Source organism: Amycolatopsis sp. NPDC058340, assembly GCF_042723975.1.
In the GTDB taxonomy this organism is placed as follows: Bacteria; Actinomycetota; Actinomycetes; order Mycobacteriales; family Pseudonocardiaceae; genus Amycolatopsis.
Genome location: NZ_JBHXIB010000076.1, coordinates 563 through 21139, shown reverse-complemented (window position 1 = coordinate 21139; position 20577 = coordinate 563). Strand labels below are relative to the sequence as shown.

Here is a 20577-nt window from a genome sequence, read left to right as displayed (position 1 = left end):
ACCCGAACGCATCCACCAAGGAGGACCTCATGACAGCTCGTGGAAAGCGCTGGATCGAGCACTGGGATCCGGAGAACGAGCAGTTCTGGGAGGAGACGGGGAAGAAGGTCGCCCGGCGGAACCTCTGGTTCTCCATCCTTGCCGAGCACATCGGCTTCTCCGTCTGGACACTGTGGTCGGTCATGGTCCTGTTCATGGGCCCGCAGTACGGTTTCTCCGCCGCCGACAAATTCCTGCTGGTCTCGACCCCGACGCTGATCGGCGCGCTGATGCGGCCGCTCTACACCTTCGCGGTGGCGCGGTTCGGCGGCCGGAACTGGACGATCGTCAGCGCGATGCTGTTGCTGGCGCCCACGATCCTGGCGGCGATCGCGATGGAGCCGGGCACCTCACTCGGCACGTTCCTGCTGATCGCCGCGCTCGGCGGGGTCGGCGGCGGGAATTTCGCGTCGTCGATGACCAACATCAACGCGTTCTACCCCGAGAAGCACAAGGGCTGGGCGCTCGGGCTCAACGCGGGCGGCGGGAACCTCGGTGTGGCGGCGATCCAGCTGATCGGCCTGCTTGTCATCGGCACCGTCGGTGCGACCGCGCCGCGGGTGGTGCTCGCGATCTACATCCCGCTGATCGTGGTCGCGGCGGTCTGCGCGTACTTCTACATGGACAACCTTGCCTCGATGAAGGGTGACACCAAGGCGATGCGCGAGGTCGTCAAGGATCCGCACACCTGGGTGATGTCGTTCCTCTACGTCGGCACCTTCGGTTCGTTCATCGGCTACAGCTTCGCTTTCGGCCTGGTGCTGCAGAACCAGTTCGGCCGCACCCCGCTGCAGGCTGCGGCGGTGACGTTCCTCGGCCCGCTGCTCGGCTCGTTCTCGCGGCCGACCGGCGGCTGGCTGGCCGACCGGATCGGCGGCGGCAAGATCACCTTCGTGACGTTCGTCGGCATGGCCGCGGCGACCGTGGTGCTGATCCTGGCGTCGACGTCGAACTCGCTGGCGTTGTTCACCATCGCGTTCATCGTGCTGTTCGTGCTCACCGGGATCGGCAACGGCTCGACGTACAAGATGATCCCGGCGATCTTCCGGGCCAAGGCGAAGGTCGCGATCAGCGAGGGTGCGGACGAGACGCTGGAGATGCTCAAGGCCCGCAAGCTCTCCGGCGCGTTGATCGGGCTGGCCGGGGCGATCGGCGCGCTCGGCGGGTTGTTCATCAACCTGGCCTTCCGCCAGTCGTTCGCCGACACGAAGAGCGGGGTGCCGGCGTTCATCGCCTTCCTCGTCTTCTACGGGCTGTGCTTCGCCGTCACATGGGCGGTGTATCTGCGCAAACAGCAGTCGGAGGTGGCGAGCACCCGAGGTCTGGCGCTCGCCGGAGCGGAGGTCTGATGCGGAAACTCGTCGTCGTCGGACATGGCATGGTCGCGCACCGGCTCGTGGAGGCCGTGCGCGCGGAGGACAAGACCGGCCAATGGCAGGTCGTGGTGCTCGCCGAGGAGGCGCGTCCCGCGTACGACCGGGTCGCCTTGACGTCCTATGTGGACACTTGGGATCCGGCCTCCCTCGCCTTGGAGGGAGCGGACTACGCGGGTGACCCGCTGGTCGAGCTGCGGCTCGGGGACACGGTCGCTTCGGTGGATCGCGAGCGCAAGATCGTCGTCACCGAAGCGGGGCACGAGCAGCCGTACGACACGCTCGTCCTCGCGACCGGTTCGCGTCCGTTCGTCCCGCCGGTGCCTGGTCACGACCTCCCCGGCTGCTTCGTCTACCGGACGATCGAAGACCTCGACGCCATCCGGGAAGCCGCTCAGCGGCCCGGGCGCGGACGGCGTTCGGCGGTCGTCATCGGTGGCGGGCTCCTGGGGCTGGAAGCCGCGAAGGCGTTGCGGGACATGGGGCTTTCGCCGCACGTGGTCGAGATGGCGCCGCGCCTGATGCCGCTGCAGGTCGACGAGGGCGGGGGCGGCCTGCTCCGTCGGCTGATCACCGATCTCGACGTGACTGTCCACACGGGAACGTCGACCGACGCCATCGAGCCGGACGGCGAACGCTACATCGCGAAGCTCGGCAACGGTACGGAACTCGACGTCGATCTGGTCGTCTTCTCCGCCGGTATCCGGCCGCGCGACGATCTTGCCCGCTCGTCCGGGCTGGAAGTCGGTGCGCGGGGCGGGATCCTGGTCGACGACACCTGCCGGACGGCCGACCCCGCCGTGTACGCGATCGGCGAGTGCGCGGCCGTGGACGGCAAGGTGTACGGCATCGTGGCGCCCGGGTACGCGATGGCGGAGATCGTCGCGGCGCGGCTGACCGGCGGCGAGGGCACCTTCCCCGAGCCGGACATGTCGACGAAGCTCAAGCTCATGGGTGTCGACGTCGCCAGCTTCGGCGACGCGCACGCGGCGACCGAGGGCGCGCTGGAGGTCGCGTTCAACGACGCCGTCGCCGGGACGTACAAGAAGCTGGTCGTCTCGGATGACTCGAAGACGTTGCTCGGCGGGGTGCTGGTCGGCGACGCGAGCGAGTTCAACACCCTGCGCGCGATGGTCGGCAGGCCGCTGCCCGCCGAACCGGGCGCGATCCTCGCCCCGTCCGGCGGCGGGGCCGCGGTCGGCGTCGACGCGCTGCCGGACGCGGCGCAGATCTGTTCCTGCAACGCGGTTTCCAAGGGCGCGATCACACACGCGATCACCGAAGAAGGCTGCGATTCGGTCGCCAAGATCAAGGGCTGCACCCGGGCGGGCACGGCCTGCGGATCGTGTGTTCCGCTGCTGGGCAAGCTGCTGACGGCGTGCGGTGTCGAGCAGTCGAAGGCGTTGTGCGAGCACTTCACCCAGTCGCGCGCGGAGCTGTTCCAGATCCTGCAGGCCACGCGGATCACCACGTTCAGCGAGATGATCGACCGCTACGGCACCGGAACCGGCTGCGCGATCTGCAAACCGGCGATCGCGTCCATCCTGGCCACGCTGGGCAACGGGCATATCCTCGCCGGCGAACAGGCGACCCTGCAGGACACCAACGACAAGTTCCTCGCGAACCTCCAGCGCAACGGCACCTATTCGGTGGTGCCGCGGATCCCCGGCGGAGAGGTCACGCCGGAGAAGCTCATGGTGATCGCGCAGGTGGCGATGGATTTCGGGCTGTACACCAAGATCACCGGCGGGCAGCGGATCGACCTGTTCGGCGCCACCGTCGACCAGCTCCCGCTGATCTGGCGGCGGCTCGTCGACGCCGGGTTCGAGTCCGGGCACGCGTACGGGAAGTCGTTGCGCACGGTGAAGTCGTGCGTCGGTTCGACGTGGTGCCGCTACGGCGTGCAGGACAGCGTCGGGCTCGCCATCGAGCTGGAGCTGCGCTATCGCGGCCTGCGTTCGCCGCACAAACTGAAGTCGGCCGTTTCGGGCTGTGCGCGGGAATGCGCGGAGGCGCGGAGCAAGGACTTCGGTGTCATCGCGACCGACAAGGGCTGGAACCTTTACGTCGGTGGGAACGGCGGCGCGACCCCACGGCACGCGGATCTGCTTGTGTCCGAAGTGGACACCGAGACGCTGATCCGGACGATCGACCGGTTCCTGATGTTCTACGTCCGCACGGCCGACCGCCTGCAGCGCACCGCGCCGTGGGTCGAGGAGATGGAAGGCGGGCTCGACCACCTGCGCGCGGTGATCGTCGACGACAAGCTCGGCATCTGCGAGGACCTCGACGCGGCGATGGCCAAACACGTCGGCGACTACGCCGACGAATGGCGCGGCGTGCTGGAGGACCCGGAGAAGCTGGCGAAGTTCAGCTCGTTCGTCAACGCGCCGGGCACGCCGGACCCGACGATCTCGTTCCGCACCGAACGCGACCAGAAGGTGCCCGTGCTGCTGGGCATCCCGGAGGTGAAACAGTGACGACGTCGATCGAGCGCACCTGGACCGCCGTCTGCGCGGCGGGCGCCGTCCCCGAATGGTCCGGTGTCGCGGCCCTGCTCGACGGCGGGACGCAGGTGGCGATCTTCCGGCTCCCGGACGACCGGTGGTACGCGCTGTCCAATGTGGACCCGATCAGCGGCGCGGCGGTGCTTTCGCGAGGCATCGTCGGCGACGCGGGCGGCGTCCCGGTGGTGGCTTCGCCGGTGTACAAGGAACGCTTCGACCTGCGGACCGGTGCGTGCCTCGACGCCGAGGGAGTCTCGGTCGCGGCGTATCGGGTGCGGGTCACCGGGGGTGTGGTGGAGGTGGAATTCTCGCCGTGACAGAAGTCCTTCCCCTGGCGGGATTCGTCATCGGGATCACGGCGGCGCGACGGGCTGACGAGCTCGGCGCGCTGTTCGTGCGCAAGGGTGCGACCGTGCGCTACGGCCCGGCGATCCGGATCGTGCCGCTCGCCGACGACACGGAACTGCGGTCGGCCACCATGCGCCTGCTGGAAGACCGGGTCGACGTCGTCGTCGCGACGACCGGGATCGGCTTCCGCGGCTGGGTCGAGGCGGCCGAAGGCTGGGGGCTGGGGGAGGAGCTGCTGGGCAGGCTGGGGAAGTCGGCGCTGCTCGCGCGCGGCCCGAAGGCCAAGGGCGCGATCCGCGCGGCCGGGCTTTCGGAGGACTACTCGCCCGCCTCGGAGAGCAACGCCGAGGTGCTGAGACATCTGCTCGATTCCGGTGTGGACGGTCAGCGGATCGCGGTGCAGCTGCACGGCGAGCCGCTTCCGTACTTTGTGGACAGTCTGCGGTCCGCGGGCGCCGAGGTGATCGAGGTGCCGGTGTACCGGTGGGTCGGGCCTGCCGATCCGGGGCCGCTGGACCGGCTGCTGGACAGCGTCGTTGACGGTTCGGTGGACGCGTTGCCGTTCACCAGCGCGCCCGCGGCGGCGTCCATGCTGGCGGTGGCGAAGCGGACCGGACGGCTGCCGGGAGTGGTGCGGGCACTGGAGAAACGGGTCGTGGCGGCCTGCGTCGGGCCGATCACCGCGGCGCCGCTGGCCGCGCTCGGCATCCCGACGGTGCAGCCCGCGCGGTCGCGCATCGGCGCGCTGGCGCGGACGGTGTCCGACGCGCTCGAATCACGTTCGCCGCGGCTGACCGCGGGCGGACGGAGGATCGAACTACGCGGTCAGGCGGCGCTGGTCGACGGGCAGTGGTGCGACATCGCGCCCGCGCCGATGGCCATACTGCGGGCGCTGGCGGAGTCGCCGGGGCGGGTGTTCTCCCGGCGGGAGCTGGTTTCCGCGTTGCCCGACGGCGGCGAGGAACACGCCGTCGAAACCGCCATCGGCCGCCTGCGGAATTCCTTGGGCACGCCGAAACTCGTCCAGACGGTGGTGAAACGCGGCTACCGCCTGGCCGTCGACCCCTGACGCCCGCGTTTCGCCCTCTGAATGCGGTCCTTGCGCGTGCAACGACCGCATTCAGAGGACGAAATGCGGGACGTCGTTCACGGCCAGGTGACGCGGTGGTCGGGGAATTCCCGGGCGGCGGCGACCCGGGCCGCCTCCTCCTCGGCCGCCTTCCGGACGGCCGGGCGGAGAGTGTCGAACGCGGTGACGGTGAAGTCGAGCCGCTTCTTTCCGCTCGCCTTGGCCCGCCACACCCCGGCGATCTCGCCGTCGGCCAGCAGCGCGCCGGGGCTACCGAGGATCTTCCAGACCTCCTTCTGCCGGGCCTTGTCCGGCACCAGCACGGCACGATCGCGTGCCTGGACGAACGGATCGAGCGGCGGCAGCAGGCGCACCACGTCCGGCTCCGGCGGATTCTCCAGCAGCGCGACCCGGTCTTCCGGCAGGAAGGCCTTCTTGCCGTCGACGCGGACCTCGGCCAGGCCGTCCGGCCACATCGCGTCGACCCCGGTGCGGGTCGTCCCGACGTAGGCGGCGGCGTCACCGGGAGCGGCGGGACCGTTGATCCGCAGGTAACCCTCGACCACGCGGGTGGCCGCCTTCGCGTCCGGCGACGTCTTGAGCCTGCCCCGCTTTTCCAGCGGTGCCAACGTCGCCGGGGTCGCGCCCGCCTCCAGCCGGACCCCGGCGTGGATCGACGCGACCCGCATCAGCTGCTCGTAGATGTGCACGACACCGCAGCCGCGGCAGGCGTACGACAAGCCGCCGGGGATCAGTTTCGTGACCGCGCCGCTCACCGTGCCCTTGGTCTGGGCGCCGGTGACGACCTCACGGATCGCCTTCGCCGCGGTGAACAGCGCGTCCGTCGCGGATATGCCGGCGTCCTCGACCTGCTTGCGCTGCCAGAGGATCCGGGCCATCGCGTCCTTCTCGTCGAGCGGTACGAGAGCGGCCCGGATCGCGTCCAGCTCCGCGCGGCGGTGGAAATGCGGCGCGCCGCGATGCGTCCACGCGAGCACGAACCGGTCGTCGTCCCAGACATCGGGGGTGATGTCGCCGTCGACCCGGGCGGCGAGGCCCAGCAGCGCGGTGTCCCGCACGGAATCCTGCAGCCCGAGGTCGAAGACGGCCGCCGCGAACGGATCCGTCTCCTCACGGTGCAGGCCGTGCGCGGCGATCCGGTACGCCAGCACCTGCTTGCGATCGACGTCGAGCACCTGTCCTCCTTAGAGCGAGTAGTCCAGCGTGTACGACATCGTCGGCTCGCCGAGGGTGCCGGTCGTGGTGCCGCCGCCGGTGATCCCGGCGAGTTCACCCGTTCCGGAGCCCTTGACGATCTCGAACGCCGACGAGATGCCCTGCGCGTCGAACCCGGTGTCGTGCTTGATCACGAAGCTTCCCTTACGTCCGTCCACACTGCCTTCGATCCGTTCGAGGCCGGGAGACGTCGTGTCGCCGCCGTCGTAGCCCTCACCCGCGTAGTACAGCAGGTAGTCGAGGACCGACTCGCCTTCGATCAGCCCGCTGTAGGTGAGCGTGGCGTGCGCGTAGGCGACTCGCGGCGCGCCCTCCGTGCCGCTGACGACGGATTCTTCCCAGTTCTTCATGGCGAACGTGTTCATGGGTTCACCCTGTCAGCCATACCTGTCAGGATGTGTCAGGTTTTAGGGGATACTGGATTCATGCGCGCGAGCAGACTCCTGTCGGTCCTCCTCCTGCTGCAGAACCGCGGCCGGATGACGGCCGAGGAGCTGGCGGCCGAGCTGGAGGTGTCGGTCCGGACGGTCTACCGCGATGTCGAGGCGCTGTCCGCGGCCGGCGTTCCGGTGTACGCCGATCGCGGGCGCACGGGCGGATATCAGCTGGTCGACGGCTATCGCACGCGGCTGACCGGGCTGACCGAGGAGGAGGCGCAATCGCTTTCGCTGGCCGGCCTGCCCGGCGCGGCCACCGAACTCGGGCTCGGCGCGGTCCTCGCCGCCGCGCAGCTCAAACTGCACGCGGCCATGCCGTCGGAGCTGCGTGCCGGGGCGGGCAAGATCTCCGAACGGTTCCACCTGGACGTCCCCGGCTGGCATCGCGGGATCGAAAGCCTGCCGCGGCTGTCCGAACTGGCCGACGCGGTCTGGCACGGGCGGCGCGTCAAGGTCCGGTACGAACGCTGGGGGCAGCGGAAGGTCGACAGGGTGCTCGACCCGCTGGGCCTGATCCTCAAGGCGGGGAACTGGTATCTCGCGGCACGATGCGACGGGACCGACCGGACCTACCGGATCTCGCGGATCGAAGAGCTGGAAGATCTCGGCGAGACCTTCGAGCGGCCGTCGGACTTCGACCTCGCGCGCTACTGGCAGGAATGGTCCGAGCAGTTCGAAAAGCGGATGTACTCGCGGACGGCGGTGGTGCGGCTGAACGAGTTCGCCCGCATACTGCTGCCGTTCTACCTCGGGGCCGTCGGAGCGCGGGCGTTGCGGGAAACAGCCGCGGAGCCGGACGAAAACGGCTGGCTGACGATGGAACTACCCGTGGAACCGGGAGAATCGGCCGTCGGCGAACTACTGAGGTTCGGCGGGAACCTCGAAGTGCTCGAACCGCCGGAGCTGCGCGAGCGGCTGGCGGAGGAGATCAGGAAGATGGGCGCGGTTTATGGCTGACCTGGACGGGATCACGATCGGCATCACCGCGGAACGGCGGGCCGACGACTTCATCGGCGCGCTGACCCGGCAGGGCGCGACGGTGCTGCACGCGCCCACCATCCGGATCGTCCCGCTGCCCGACGACACCGAATTGCGCGCGGCGACGGACGCCGTGCTGGCCGAGCCGGTCGGGTTCACCGCGGTCACCACCGGTGCCGGATTCCGTGGCTGGCTTTCGGCGGCCGAAGGCTGGGGACTGCGCGAGCCGTTGTTGGAACGGCTGGCGGCGTCGCGGATCTTCGCACGCGGGCCGAAGGCGGTGGGCGCGGTGCGTGGTTTCGGTCTCCGGGAGGAGTTTTCCGCGCCCGAGGAGAGCAACGCCGAACTGTTCGAAGGCTTGCGCGACGCCGGGGTCCGCGGTGAACGGGTCGCCGTCCAGCTGCACGGCACCCTGCTGCCCGAACTCACCGGCTCACTGCGGGACGCGGGCGCGGATGTCGTCCAGGCACAGCCTTATCGCTGGCTTTCGCCCGCGGACGTCGCACCTGTGCACGAGCTCGTCGAAAGCGTGATCGCCGGACGCGTGCACGCGTTGGCCTTCACTTCCGCTCCGGCGGCGACGAACCTGCTCACGCTGGCGGGCCCGCGCCGGGAAGAACTCCTCGCCGCGCTGCGAGGTCCGGTGCTGTGCGCGTGCGTCGGGCCGGTGACCGCGGCGCCGTTGGAAGCCGCCGGGGTGCCGACCGTGCAACCCGAACGTCAGCGGCTCGGCGCGTTGGTGAAACTTCTCGTCGCGGAACTGCGCATTCGGCCGTCTTGACGCGGGAAGTCCGCTTTGCCAGGCTCGACGCATCGGACGCGGGGAGGGCGGCGGATGTCCGAGTCTCAATCGGTCACGTTCGTGCGCGCGATGTTGCGAAAGGGCTCTTCGGTACTGAGCGCGAGCCCGGCCGACGAAGCACCCGACCCGGATTCCGTGCCGGACTGGCGTTATCGCGAGGACTCCGCGGACACGCTGCTGATGCGCGCGATCCGCTACTCCGCGCTGGGCCCGATCTTCTACCGCGTGGCCGCGTTTCCGAAGGTGTACATCGGTTTCCTGGTCGCGAACGGGTCGGCGGGGATCGTGCCGGTGCTGAGCACGGCGATCCTCGGGATGCTGCTCAACGTCTTCGCGGTCTGGTGGGTGGTGCGCGGCCGCGGGATCCGGGCGAAGACGTCCGGACGGCTGATGTACGCGGATCTCGCCGTGGGCGTGGTGCTCACGACCATCGTGGCCGCCGCCGCACCCGCCGAGATCCAGCCGTTCGCCGTCGATGTCGCGTGGACGTGGATGGTCGGGACGGTGGCGTTGTGGACGCTGTCGTTCGGGCTGCCCGCCGCTTGTCTGCTGGTGATCGCGGCCGTGCCGTTCCGGGCCTTCCTGACCTGGATCGGCGGGCTGCCGCTGGACCATCCGCTCGCGATGAGCCGGTCGGTGGGGTGCATGGTCGCGCTCGTGGTGGCGATGGTGACCACAGCCGGGATCCTGATCCTGCTCGGTGTCGGGACCCGGTTCGCGCTGGGTATCGGGATGCGCCGGGGACAGCGCGCCGAACGCCTGCGGACCCAGCGCGTCATGCACGATTCCGTGCTGCAGACGTTGGAAGCGATGGGGCTCGAAGCGCCGGACGACGATTCCGCCGCCGCGGAACGGCTCGCCGAGATGCGCGCGACGGCGCGGGCGCAGGCCGCCGAACTGCGTCGCGAACTGACCGGCCCCGACGCGCCGTCGGCCCGCGGGCTCGCGGCGGACCTCGCCGAGGTCGCCACCGAAATGGCGCGCGACGGCCTCCGCACCCAGCTGGTCGCCGCCGAGACCGAAGAGGACTACCGCCTCTCGCACGCGCGCCGGACCGCCATCCGTGACGCCGTCCGCGAAGCGCTCCGAAACACCGTGAAGCACGCCGGGACGAAGCAGGTCGTGCTTCGCGTCGAGGAGTGCGAAGGCGGCGTCGCGGTCATCGCGCGGGATCAGGGGACGGGTTTCAGCATGCTGGACCGGCCGCCGGGGTTCGGGATCAGCCAGTCGATCATGGCGCGGCTGGCGGAGGTCGGCGGGCGGGGGACGATCGATTCGCATCCGGGGCGGGGGACGCGGGTGACGCTCTGGGTGCCGCACTGAGGGTGGGTTTTTGGGTGCGCCTTGAGGGAGGCCCACTTCACTACCTTGTCCCCAATGTCGCATCGGAGACGCTCAGCGTCACAGATGCGACATTGGGGACACCACATCACCGGAGGACCGACAGCACTCGGCCCGAATCGCGAACAGCGACACGGATCGGTAATCGTGCGACTTTGCCGGGATCCTGACCTTGAGGGTAGGCAAGGAGGCCTTCACGGACTTCCGGGGCGTGAGCTGGAGCAAGGGACCTTTGCTATCGCTTGGTTAGCATGGCTACGTAAGTGGTAGCAAAGGTCCCTTGCTCTCTTTTCGCAGGTCGGCGCGGTGACTGTGTGGGTTTCGGGTCATCTGACGCACCAAATCCACACGGTCGGTAGGCGCCGCTACGCGGAGTGCGGGGTGCGTGGAATTAGGGACACTCAACGTCCCTAATTCCACACACCCCCCCGGGTGGTAGCAAAGGTCCCTTGCTCTCATTCTGCAGGTCAGAGCCTTGACAGCGCGGGTGCCGATGTCTCAAAGGGGCCCTTCGGGACGTCGGACGTCCCAAAGGTGGCCTTCGGGACATGCCGTGGGTCAGCCGCAGGGCGAGGAGGCGCCCTCAGTCCTCGTCCGCCGCGGGAGCCTCCCCAGCCTCAGCCTGCCGCATCGCCTCACGCCCAGCGGCCTCTTCGCTGACCCCCTGCCGCCAGTACCCCGTGAAGCAGATCGCCCGCTTGTCGACCCCGCGTTCCCGCACGAGGTGCCGCCGCACCAGCTTCACCATGTTCGCCTCGCCGGAGATCCACGCGTAGGCCGTCCCGCCCGGCAGCTCGGCCTTTCGCACGGCCTCCAGCACCGCCTCGCCGACGGCGCCGGATCCCCGGACCACCCAGTGCAACTCCACGGTTCCCTGGGTTTCGAAGACTTGCCGGTCTTCGCGATCACTGATCTCGATGTAGACCAGCGCTCGCGTCCCGGCGGGCAGCGCCTCGACGATCGCGCCGATCGCGGGGATCGCGGTCTCGTCGCCGACCAGCAGCTGCCAGTTCGTCTCCGGGGGCACGTCGTAGAGCCCGTGCGGCCCCAGGAAAGCGACCCTGTCGCCCTCCGAAGCGCGCGAAGCCCACGCGGAGGCGGGGCCTTCGTCGCCGTGCAGCACGAAGTCGATGTCGACCTCCTGTGCTGACGGACGCAGCGCGCGCACGGTGTACGTGCGCATCGGCGGGCGGACGTCGTCGGGCATCGCGAGGTAGGTCCGGTACCAGGACAGCACTTCGTCGCCGGTCAGCGGCGCGGGCAGCACGGGTTCCGCCTGGCCGGGCTGCGGGAAGAACACCTTCAGGTACTGGTCGGGCGCGTGGTCCACCAGTGACGCCCCCGAGAAGGTCACCCTGCTCATATGCGGGGTGAGCCGCCGAACACCCGTCACCTTCGCCTCGATGTAACTCATTAGGCGAGGCTAACCTAAAAGAGACCGCCAGAACCAGCGTCGTCGGCGGGATCACGTTGCCAGCGGTATTTCCGCAGGTCGACGCGCTGACCGTCGGCCATGACGCCTTCCGCGCGCAGCCGTTGCAGCTGCTCGTCGACCAGATGCGGGGCAGGCGTCCCGTCGGCCCGCAGAATGCGGTGCCAAGGCAGATCGTGGCCGTCCTCGCCGAGGATCCGGCCGACCAGCCGCGGCGACGGCGCTCCCGAAACCGACGCTATATCCCCATAAGTCGCGACCGAGCCGGCGGGCACGCTCGCGATGACCTCGCGCACCCGCTCGTGCAGTTCGTCATCCATGGGACCACTTTGCCGTGCCGCTGCGAGGTTGTGTCGGCGGGGCGTGGTTCCATCGTGGGCGTGAACGGGCGGCGAACAGCGGCAGGAACCGACGCGCGGCTGGTCCGCACGCCGGTCACCGGCACGCCGTCCTTCCAGTGGGATTCCGGCGCCCGCCGCCTGCTGGCCGCCCCGGACGGCTTCCGCCGGGTCCTCGGCGGGCCGGGCACGGGCAAGACGGCCTTGCTGGCGTCGGCGGCGTCGCGGCGTATCGCGGAGGGCGCGAACCCGGAGAGCGTGCTCATCCTGACCACTTCCCGCAAGGCGGCCGAGGTCCTGCGCGCCGACATCACCCACCGGCTCACCACCGATCCGGAAGAGGATCCGCTGCCGCGCACGATCCGCGAGCCGCTCGTGCGCACGGTGCATTCGTACGCGTACGCGCTGTTGCGGATGGAGGCGCAGGCCGACGATCTCCCGCCGCCCCGCCTGCTGGCCGGGGCGGAACAGGACGTCGTCGTCCGCGATCTGCTCGCCGGTGACCTCGAGGAAGGCGCGCTCGACTGGCCGGAGCAGCTGCGCCCCGCGCTGGGCGTGCCCGGTTTCGCCGAGGAGCTGCGAGACCTCCTGCTCCGCGCCGCCGAACGCGGGCTCGGCCCCGAGGATCTGGTCGAACTCGGCAGGCGGCGTGGCCGCGAGGAGTGGATCGCGGCCGGGCGCTTCTGGAGCCAGTACGAAGAGGTCACCCTGCTGCAGGGCGCGGGCGGTAACGCGCTCGGCGTGGCGAGCGCGCCCGCGCTGGACGCGGCGGAGCTCGTCACCTCCGCCCTGCTCGCCCTGGAGGACGATCCCGAGCTGCGCGAACGCGAGCAGCGTCGCGTCCGGCACCTGTTCGTCGACGACGCGCAGCATCTCGACCCGCTGCAGACCCAGCTCGTCCGCCTCATCGGGCACGCGGCCGACGAGTTCGTCGTCGCGGGCGACCCCGACCAGTCCGTGTTCTCCTTCCGTGGCGCGGATCCCCGCCTGTTCGCCGACGCGGACGAGGACGGCGAGCGCACGGTACTGCTGACCACGGCGCATCGGCACGCCCCGGTGATCCGCGCGGCCGTCACAAAACTCGGTTCCGTGCTGCCCGGTTCGTCGCCCCAACGCAAACTCGTCGACGCGCCGGACGCCGAGGGCGGTGTCGTCCGTGTCCGCCTGATGCCGACCCCGGCCGCCGAGGCGAGCTGGATCGCCGACCAGCTCCGCCGCGCGCATCTCGTCGACGGTGTGCCGTGGTCGGAGATGGCGGTGCTCGTCCGCTCGCCCGCCCGTACTTTCCTTGTCCTGCAACGCGCGCTGCGGGCGGCAGGCGTGCCGATCGGTTCCGCCACCGAGGAACTGCCGCTCGCGAAACAGCCCGCAGTTCGTCCTTTGCTGGCGATGCTGCGGCTCGCCGCGGATCCCGACCTGCTCGACGTCGACCTCGCCGAAATGCTGCTGTCTTCGCCCTTGGGCGGCGCGGATCCGCTCGCCCTGCGGCGGCTGCGTCGCGGGCTGCGCAGGCTGGAGCTCGCGGGCGGCGGACAACGCTCCAGCGACGAACTGCTGGTGGAAGCCTTACGCACCAACGATGTCCTCACCGGTCTCGCCGAGGCCGAGTCGCTCCCGATGCGCCGGATCGGCGGCCTGCTGCACGCCGCGCATCAGGCCGTGGTGCGCGGAGACGGCGTCGAGCAGGTGCTGTGGGATCTGTGGCAGGCGAGCGGTCTGGAGCAGCGTCTGCTGCGCCTGGTCGATCGCGGTGGTTCCCTCGGTTCGCAGGCGGACCGGGACCTGGACGCGATCGTCGCGCTCTTCGACGCGGCCGGTCGCTATGTCGACAGATTGCCGAAGGCGAGTGTCGCCTCGTTCGCGGATTACCTGTCGTCGCAGAACATCGCGGGTGACACGCTCGCCCCCGCGGCCATGAAGAGCGAAGGTGTCTCGCTGCTCACGGCGCACGCGTCCGCCGGTCGAGAATGGACGGTCGTCTCGATCGCCGGCGTCCAGGAGGGCAGCTGGCCGGATCTGCGGTTGCGCGGGTCCGTACTCGGCGTCGAGCGGCTGGTCGACCTCATGTCCGGTGTCGACGACGAAAAGGTGTCCGCCACCGCGCCGATCCTCGCCGAAGAGCGGCGGCTGTTCTACCTCGCCGCGAGCCGGGCGCGGAAGACGTTGCTGGTCAGTGCGGTCGCGGGGGAGGACGAGCAGCCCTCGCGGTTCATCGACGACCTGGAGGAGAACGGCGCGGACGACGGCGGACTCGACTCGCGGATGAAGCCGGCGGGGCGGTCGCTGGTGCTCGCCGAACTCGTCGGCGAGCTGCGCGAGGTCGTCTGCACTGATACAAGCGGGGACGAACCGAGCGACTCGGAACGGCGGCAGCGGGCGGCGCGTCAGCTCGCGAAACTGGCCGCCGCCGGGGTGCCGGGCGCGCATCCGGGCACCTGGTACGGCCTGCTGGAACCCTCCACCGGCGAACCCGTGCACGGGCCGGGAGATCTCATCCGGATTTCACCGTCCACTGTGGAGGTTCTGGTCAAATGTCCGCTGCGGTGGCTGATCGAACGCCACGGCGGAAGTGACCCGGCGCAGCTCGCGGCCGTCACGGGCACCTTGGTGCACGGCCTCGCGCAGGCGGTCGCCGGTGGCAGCAGCGACGAGCAGATCCGCGCCGCCCTCGACGAAGCGTGGGTGCGGGTCGACGCCGGGGCGCCGTGGTTCTCGCGCCGCGAGCGGTCGCGGGTCGAGCAGATGCTGCGGAATTTCATCACCTGGCTGGAATCCAGCCGCAAGGAGCTGATCGAAGCCGGCGTCGAGCAGGACATCGAGGTCGAGCTGCCGGTCGGCGATGACGACGTCCGCGTGCTCCTGCGCGGCCGCGTCGACCGCGTGGAGATGGACAAGGACGGCCGTCCGGTCGTCATCGACATCAAGACCGGCAAGGTGCCGATCTCCGCCGCCGACGCCGAACAGCATCCGCAGCTGGCCGCGTATCAGCTCGCCGTGCTGCTCGGCGCGGTCGAGGGCGGTTCGAAACCCGGTGGCGCACGGCTGGTCTACGTCGCGAAGTCCAACAACAAGACCGGATCCACCCAGCGCGAGCAGGCGCCGCTGGACGAGGACGGCGGCAAGCAGTGGCTCGAATTGGTGCGCTCGGCGGCCGGATCCGCCGCGGGCCCCGAGTACGGCGTCACCGAGAACCCGGACTGTGATCGTTGTCCCGCAAGAGGTTGCTGTCCGCTGCGCCCCGAGGGCAGGCAGGTGACCGGCCCGTGATCTCCGAACTTCAGCGCCGCCAGGTCGAACCGGGCGAGATCGCCCGTGCGCTCGGCCTGCACAGCCCCACCGACGAGCAGGCCGAGGTGATCGCGGCGCCGATCGAGCCGTCACTGGTCGTCGCGGGCGCGGGCGCGGGCAAGACCGAGACGATGGCCGCGCGGGTCGTCTGGCTGGTGGCCAACAGTGTCGTCCCGCCGGAACGCGTGCTCGGCCTGACCTTCACCCGCAAGGCCGCGCGCCAGCTCGGCGAACGCGTCCGCACCCGGCTGCGCCGGCTGGTGGGGTCGGGGCTGCTCGACAAGATCGACCCGACCGGCGACCTGCGCACCACGGTGACCGCCGGCGAGCCGACGGTGCTCACCTATCACGCCTATGCCGGGCGGCTGCTGTCCGAACACGGCCTGCGGCTGCCCGTCCAGCCCGGCGTCCGGCTGCTTTCGGAGACGTCCTCCTGGCAGTTTTCGCATCGCGTCGTGTCCACTTGGGACAATGACCTCGACACCGACCGGGTGCCCTCCACGGTGACGGCGCAGTTGCTCGCGCTGGCCGGAGAACTCGGCGAGCATCTGGTCGAGACCGAACGGCTGGCCCAGTACACGTCCTGGCTGTGCGAGGTCATCGAGAACGCGCCGCGGGCGAAGGGGCAGCGCGCGTCGTTGCCGCAGAAACTGGCCGAAGTCATGACCGCGCAACGGTTCCGGCTCGCGCTCCTGCCGCTGGTCGAGGCGTATCACGCGCGGAAACGGGCGGAAGGCGCGCTCGACTTCGCCGATCAGATGTCGCTCGCCGCGCAGCTCGCCAGCAGCTATCCGGCGGTGGTCGCGGGGGAGCGCGAGCGCTACGGCGCCGTCCTGCTCGACGAGTACCAGGACACCGGCCACGCCCAGCGGATCCTGTTGCGTTCGCTGTTCGGCGGTGTCGAACATCCACCGATGCCGGTGACCGCGGTGGGCGACCCGGCGCAGGCCATCTACGGCTGGCGCGGCGCGAGCGCGGCCAACCTGCCACGATTCACCACGGACTTCCCGCGTGACAACGGTGAGCGGCTCGTGCCTGCCCTGGATTTCGGGCTGCTGACGAGTTTCCGCAATCCACCCGAGGTGCTCGAACTCGCGAACGCGATCTCGGAACCGTTGCGGGAACGCGGTCTCGGGGTCGCGCGGCTGCGTGCGCTGGAAGGCGCGGGCGCCGCCGACATCGCCGCCGCGCTGCTGCCGGACATCCGCGCCGAACGCGAGTGGGTGGCCGACGCGGTGGCCAAACGCTGGTTCGAAACCGTGGAGGAGACCGGAAAGCCGCCGACCGCGGCGGTGCTGGTGCGTCGTCGTGCAGATATGGCCCCGATCGCGGCGGAGCTGCGGGCACGCGGGCTTCCGGTGGAAGTCGTCGGCCTCGGCGGGTTGCTCGACGAACCCGAGGTCGCGGATCTGGTGAGCACGTTGCGGGTGCTCGCCGATCCGCTCGCGGGCAGCGCGGCCGCCCGGTTGCTGACCGGGGCGCGCTGGCGGATCGCGGCGGCCGACCTCGCGGCGTTGTGGCGCCGGGCGGGCGAACTCTCGTCACCGGTGCCGCCGTCGGGAAAGTCCGATGTGGACGAACCGGTGCTGGTGACCGAGCGGGTCGAGCAGGCGGGGCTGGCCGACGCCATCGACGATCCCGGGGCACCGGAACGCTATTCGCCCGAGGGGTACCGGCGGATCCGGAAGATCGGCGCCGAGCTCTCGGCGTTGCGACGGCGGCTCGACCAGTCGTTGCCGGAACTGGTCGCCGACGTGGAACGCACGATGCTGCTCGACGTCGAGTCGCTGGCTCGCCCCGGGCCCGCCGGCCGCGCGCACCTGGACGCTTTCGCCGATGTCGTCACGGATTTCGCCGAGACCTCGCCGACGGCGACTTTGTTGTCCTTTGTGGACTATCTGAACACGGCCGCGCACGCGGAAGACGGGCTCACCCCCGGTGAGGTGGAGGTCGTTCCGGATCGGGTCCAGGTGCTGACGGTGCACTCGGCCAAGGGGCTGGAATGGCGAATCGTCGCGATCCCGCATCTGGTCAAAGAGGTCTTCCCCGGTCGGCGGCGTTCGTCGTCGTGGCTGCGGACGTCGACCTCGCTGCCCGCCGCGCTGCGCGGTGACTCCGAGGACTTGCCGGAGTTGCGGATTCCCGAAGGCGCGGATCGCAAGGAAGTCCAGGAAGCGCTGGAACTGCACGAGGAGGGCTTCGTCGCGCGTGAAGCCGACGAAGAGCGGCGGCTCTGCTACGTCGCGCTGACCCGCTCCGAGCACACCATGCTGATCTCCGGCCATTGGTGGAACGAAAGCAGCGCGCGGCCGAAGGGGCCGTCGGAGTTCCTGCTCGAAATCGGCGAAGTGATGCGGGGGAACTCGGTCGGCCGGATCGAGCACTGGGCAGACGAGCCGGAAACCGACGGCGAGAACCCGCTGGTAGCCGACTCGCGCCGATCGCGGTGGCCGGTCGATCCGCTGTGGCCGCGGCGCGAGGGCGTCACCAACGGCGTCGACCTGGTGCTCGGGGCGATGGAAGAGGCCGAACACGCCGAGGAAGAGGAAGAGGACGATCCGGACGGCTGGATCTCCGACACCAAGGTGCTGCTGGAGGAGCGGGCACGGGCGCGGGATCGCGTGCAGCAGGTCGTCCTCCCGCCACATCTTTCGGTGAGCCAGCTGGTCGAGCTGTCGGCCGATCCCGCCGCGCTGGCCAAACGGCTGCGGCGGCCGCTTCCCGTACGCCCCAACACCTACGCGCGCCGAGGGACGGCCTTCCACGGCTGGCTGGAGCAGCGGTTCGGCGGCGAGCAGCTGCTGGAGATCCACGACCTGCCGGGGGCGGCGGACGTCGACGAGGCGCCCGATACCGAGCTGGAGGCGTTGCAGGCCGCGTTCGAGAAGAGTGAGTGGGCGCACCGGGTGCCGCACGCGGTGGAGGTGCCGTTCTCGGCGGACGTCGTGGGCGTGACGGTGCGCGGGCGCATGGACGCCGTGTTCGCCGACGCGGACGGCGGCTGGACCGTCGTCGACTGGAAAACCGGGGCCGTCCCGGAAGCCGACCGGCTCGAATCGCTGGCCGTGCAGCTGGCGGCGTACCGGCTGGCGTGGGCGGCCTTGAAGAACATCCCCGTGGAAAAGGTGCGGGCGGCGTTCCACTACGTGAAACACGACAAGACCGTGCGCCCGGCGGATCTGCTGGACGCCGAAGGACTGCGGCAGCTGCTGAGGAGCGTCCCGACGATCTAGGCGCGGTCGCGGACCTTCAGGGCCCAGGCCACCAGCGGGATCTGCAGCGGGACGCGGGCCCAGAAGGCCACTCGCCAATGCTTCGGGGCCTTCCGGCGGTCGGCGTCGACGGCCATCTTCACGTTCCCCGGCAGGACCACGACGAACAGCACCGCGGCCGCGAGCCCGCCGAGCCGCCGGGTCTTCGGATTGGCGATCGCGGCGGCGACACCCAGTTCGGCCACGCCGGAGCCGTAGGTCCAGGCCCGAGGGGAGCCGGGGAGCTGCTTCGGGATGATGGCGTCGAACGGTTTCGGCTGGACGAAGTGCAGGACACCGGCCGCGCCGAGCAGGCCGGCGAGGAAATGGGCGGGCCGCTGAGACGGTCGAGAATCCGAAGACATGCCCTGAGCTTCGCATACCGAGCTGAACGGAAGGATCTTCGGCTATCCTCCCGACCGTGAGTGACGCGGACCAGGCCGGAGCCTGTGCATGAGGGTTCTCAAGCGTTTCCCGGTCAGGCTGAGCGACCGCCCGGACCACGAGCTCGTCGGTGTGATCCGGATGCCGGAACTGACGGTCAGCCCGCTGCGGTCGATCCTCAAACGGATCATCGGCGCGGTGCTCGCCCTGCTGGCGACCGTGCTGATCGTCTACCTCGACCGGGACGGCTACCGCGACGCCAACGGCGACGGGCTCACCTTCCTCGACAGCCTCTATTACGCGACGGTGTCGCTGTCGACCACGGGTTACGGTGACATCGCGCCCGCGACGCCGTCCGCGCGGCTGGTGAACGTCCTGGTGATCACCCCGCTGCGGGTGCTCTTCCTCATCGTCCTGGTCGGCACCACACTCGAAGTGCTCACCGAGCGCTCCCGCCAGGCTTTCAAGATCCAAAAGTGGAGGACGAAGGTGCGTGACCACACGGTCGTCGTCGGATTCGGCACGAAGGGCCGGTCGGCGGTCAACGCGCTGCTCGGGGACGAGAACGTCGAACCCGACCACATCGTCGTCGTCGACACCGACCAGCAGGCCCTCGAAGCGGCCACGTCACTCGGGCTGGTGACCGTGCACGGCTCGGCCACCCGCGCCGACGTGCTGCGGGTCGCCGGCGTGCAGCGGGCCAAGGCCGTCGTCGTCGCCCCGAACCGGGACGACACCGCCGTGCTGGTCACGCTGACCGCCCGTGAGCTGGCGCCGAAGTCGCATATCGTGGCGTCGGTGCGGGAGGCGGAGAACGTCCACCTGCTCAAACAGTCGGGCGCGAACCAGGTCGTGGTGTCGAGCGAGACCGCCGGGCGCCTGCTCGGCATGGCGACGTCGACGCCGCTGGTGGTCGACATGGTCGAGGACCTGCTGACCCCCGAGTCCGGCCTCGCGATCGCCGAACGCCCGGTGGAACCGTCCGAAGAGGGCGGGTCGCCGCGGCATCTGCCGGATATCGTGCTGGGCGTCGTCCGCGACGGCGTGCTGTACCGGGTGGACGCCCCGCAGGCGGACGCGATCGAGCCGGGCGACAAGCTGCTGTACATCCGGAAGGTGACCTCCGCGGAGACCATCGAGCGGTAGCAAGGGACCTTTGCTACCACCTTGCCGGGTTCCCCGGTTCCGCCGCTGATACCACCTTCCCGGGCTCCTGTGCTTTGCCGCGAGGTTCTGGGAGCATGGCGTTCGTGCGCAAGCGATCGGACCCCGCCAGAGGGCTCACCCCGGGGTGGAACTCCCTGGCCGTGGCGGCCGGGGTCGGCCTGCTGGTGATCTTCCTGGCGTGGTTCGCCGGGCCGGGGCTGTTCGCCATCTCGAACGAGACCAAGGGGACGACCGTGCAGGCCGAGGTCGTTCAGCCGGCGCCCTGTACCGGCGGTGGCGCCACCGAGAGGGTCAAGTTCGAGTTCGGCGGCAAGCCGACGGAGGGCTCGCTCAACGGCTGCGGACACGGCAAGGGCGAGCGCCTCGAGGTCGTCGTCCCGGACGGGGCTTCGGGGGACGCCGTCTCGGTGCACGCGGCCGACACGACGGCCGGAGCGAGCGACGCGCGGCGGCCGCTCGGGCTCGCGCTGCTGGTGTTCAGCTGTTTCGCGGGCGGGATGTACGTCTTTCTGGTGTTGCGCGGGCCGCGTGTGCCGGTGACCGCCTGATCCCTGCCTCGTGAGTGGCGAGGACGGTTAGAACCGTCC

At 70.0% G+C, this 20577-nt stretch carries 16 protein-coding genes; 11 read left to right on the top strand and 5 right to left on the bottom strand.

All coding sequences use genetic code 11. The features are described from left to right. Positions 1-29: 29 nt before the first annotated feature. Genes ACFWIW_RS39985 through ACFWIW_RS39970 form a run of 4 tightly spaced genes read left to right on the top strand, consistent with a single transcriptional unit; the run spans position 30 to position 5336 of the window. A complete protein-coding gene (locus ACFWIW_RS39985) occupies positions 30-1388 on the top strand; it encodes a nitrate/nitrite transporter (protein ID WP_378373251.1) in 1359 nt (452 codons plus the stop codon). Then, positions 1388-3892 (top strand): nitrite reductase large subunit NirB, encoded by a 2505-nt coding sequence (gene nirB / locus ACFWIW_RS39980; RefSeq protein WP_378373250.1) that lies wholly within the window; start codon positions 1388-1390, stop codon positions 3890-3892. Before ACFWIW_RS39985 ends, nirB begins: the two co-directional genes overlap by 1 nt. Further along, complete coding sequence (gene nirD / locus ACFWIW_RS39975) at positions 3889-4236, top strand: nitrite reductase small subunit NirD (protein WP_378373249.1); 348 nt, start codon at positions 3889-3891, stop codon at positions 4234-4236. The genes nirB and nirD overlap by 4 nt, the downstream gene beginning before the upstream one ends. After that, positions 4233-5336: a uroporphyrinogen-III synthase gene (locus ACFWIW_RS39970; protein ID WP_378373248.1), complete on the top strand. Its 1104-nt coding sequence runs from the start codon at positions 4233-4235 to the stop codon at positions 5334-5336. Before nirD ends, ACFWIW_RS39970 begins: the two co-directional genes overlap by 4 nt. A gap of 77 nt (positions 5337-5413) precedes the next feature. On the opposite strand, the gene ACFWIW_RS39965 is transcribed toward ACFWIW_RS39970, so the two are convergent. Then, positions 5414-6532: a DNA glycosylase AlkZ-like family protein gene (locus tag ACFWIW_RS39965; RefSeq protein ID WP_378373247.1), complete on the bottom strand. Its 1119-nt coding sequence runs from the start codon at positions 6530-6532 to the stop codon at positions 5414-5416. A 9-nt stretch (positions 6533-6541) separates the two neighbouring features. Next, positions 6542-6937 carry a DUF3224 domain-containing protein gene (locus tag ACFWIW_RS39960; RefSeq protein WP_378373246.1) on the bottom strand — a complete coding sequence of 132 codons (396 nt, stop codon included), beginning with the start codon at positions 6935-6937 and terminating at the stop codon, positions 6542-6544. A 60-nt stretch (positions 6938-6997) separates the two neighbouring features. Here ACFWIW_RS39960 and ACFWIW_RS39955 point away from each other — a divergent pair, with 60 nt between their 5' ends. From ACFWIW_RS39955 to ACFWIW_RS39945, 3 genes are read left to right on the top strand one after another with little or no spacing between them, the layout of a single operon-like run. Continuing rightward, positions 6998-7966 (top strand): helix-turn-helix transcriptional regulator, encoded by a 969-nt coding sequence (locus tag ACFWIW_RS39955; RefSeq protein WP_378373245.1) that lies wholly within the window; start codon positions 6998-7000, stop codon positions 7964-7966. Continuing rightward, complete coding sequence (locus ACFWIW_RS39950) at positions 7959-8768, top strand: uroporphyrinogen-III synthase (RefSeq protein WP_378373244.1); 810 nt, start codon at positions 7959-7961, stop codon at positions 8766-8768. The genes ACFWIW_RS39955 and ACFWIW_RS39950 overlap by 8 nt, the downstream gene beginning before the upstream one ends. A 54-nt stretch (positions 8769-8822) precedes the next feature. After that, entirely contained in the window at positions 8823-10112 is a 1290-nt protein-coding gene (locus tag ACFWIW_RS39945) for a sensor histidine kinase (RefSeq protein WP_378373243.1), read from the top strand. Positions 10113-10713: 601 nt separating this feature from the next. Here the strand turns inward: ACFWIW_RS39945 and ACFWIW_RS39940 are convergent. Both ACFWIW_RS39940 and ACFWIW_RS39935 read right to left on the bottom strand, forming a co-directional pair. Then, on the bottom strand, positions 10714-11544 hold the full coding sequence (locus ACFWIW_RS39940) for a siderophore-interacting protein (RefSeq protein ID WP_378373242.1): 831 nt from the start codon (positions 11542-11544) through the stop codon (positions 10714-10716). 14 nt (positions 11545-11558) lie between these two features. After that, a complete protein-coding gene (locus tag ACFWIW_RS39935; protein ID WP_378373241.1) occupies positions 11559-11882 on the bottom strand; it encodes an MGMT family protein in 324 nt (107 codons plus the stop codon). A gap of 54 nt (positions 11883-11936) precedes the next feature. Between ACFWIW_RS39935 and ACFWIW_RS39930 the strand changes: the two genes are divergently transcribed. Both ACFWIW_RS39930 and ACFWIW_RS39925 read left to right on the top strand, forming a co-directional pair. Next, on the top strand, positions 11937-15167 hold the full coding sequence (locus ACFWIW_RS39930; protein ID WP_378373240.1) for an ATP-dependent helicase: 3231 nt from the start codon (positions 11937-11939) through the stop codon (positions 15165-15167). After that, positions 15164-18421 (top strand): ATP-dependent helicase, encoded by a 3258-nt coding sequence (locus ACFWIW_RS39925; RefSeq protein ID WP_378373239.1) that lies wholly within the window; start codon positions 15164-15166, stop codon positions 18419-18421. The genes ACFWIW_RS39930 and ACFWIW_RS39925 overlap by 4 nt, the downstream gene beginning before the upstream one ends. Here the strand turns inward: ACFWIW_RS39925 and ACFWIW_RS39920 are convergent. Beyond that, complete coding sequence (locus ACFWIW_RS39920; protein WP_378373238.1) at positions 18418-18804, bottom strand: hypothetical protein; 387 nt, start codon at positions 18802-18804, stop codon at positions 18418-18420. The two genes, ACFWIW_RS39925 and ACFWIW_RS39920, sit on opposite strands and share 4 nt — an antisense overlap. A gap of 88 nt (positions 18805-18892) precedes the next feature. Here ACFWIW_RS39920 and ACFWIW_RS39915 point away from each other — a divergent pair, with 88 nt between their 5' ends. Both ACFWIW_RS39915 and ACFWIW_RS39910 read left to right on the top strand, forming a co-directional pair. Continuing rightward, entirely contained in the window at positions 18893-19969 is a 1077-nt protein-coding gene (locus ACFWIW_RS39915) for a TrkA family potassium uptake protein (protein ID WP_063272018.1), read from the top strand. Positions 19970-20130: 161 nt separating this feature from the next. After that, on the top strand, positions 20131-20538 hold the full coding sequence (locus ACFWIW_RS39910) for a hypothetical protein (protein WP_378373258.1): 408 nt from the start codon (positions 20131-20133) through the stop codon (positions 20536-20538). Positions 20539-20577 lie beyond the last annotated feature (39 nt).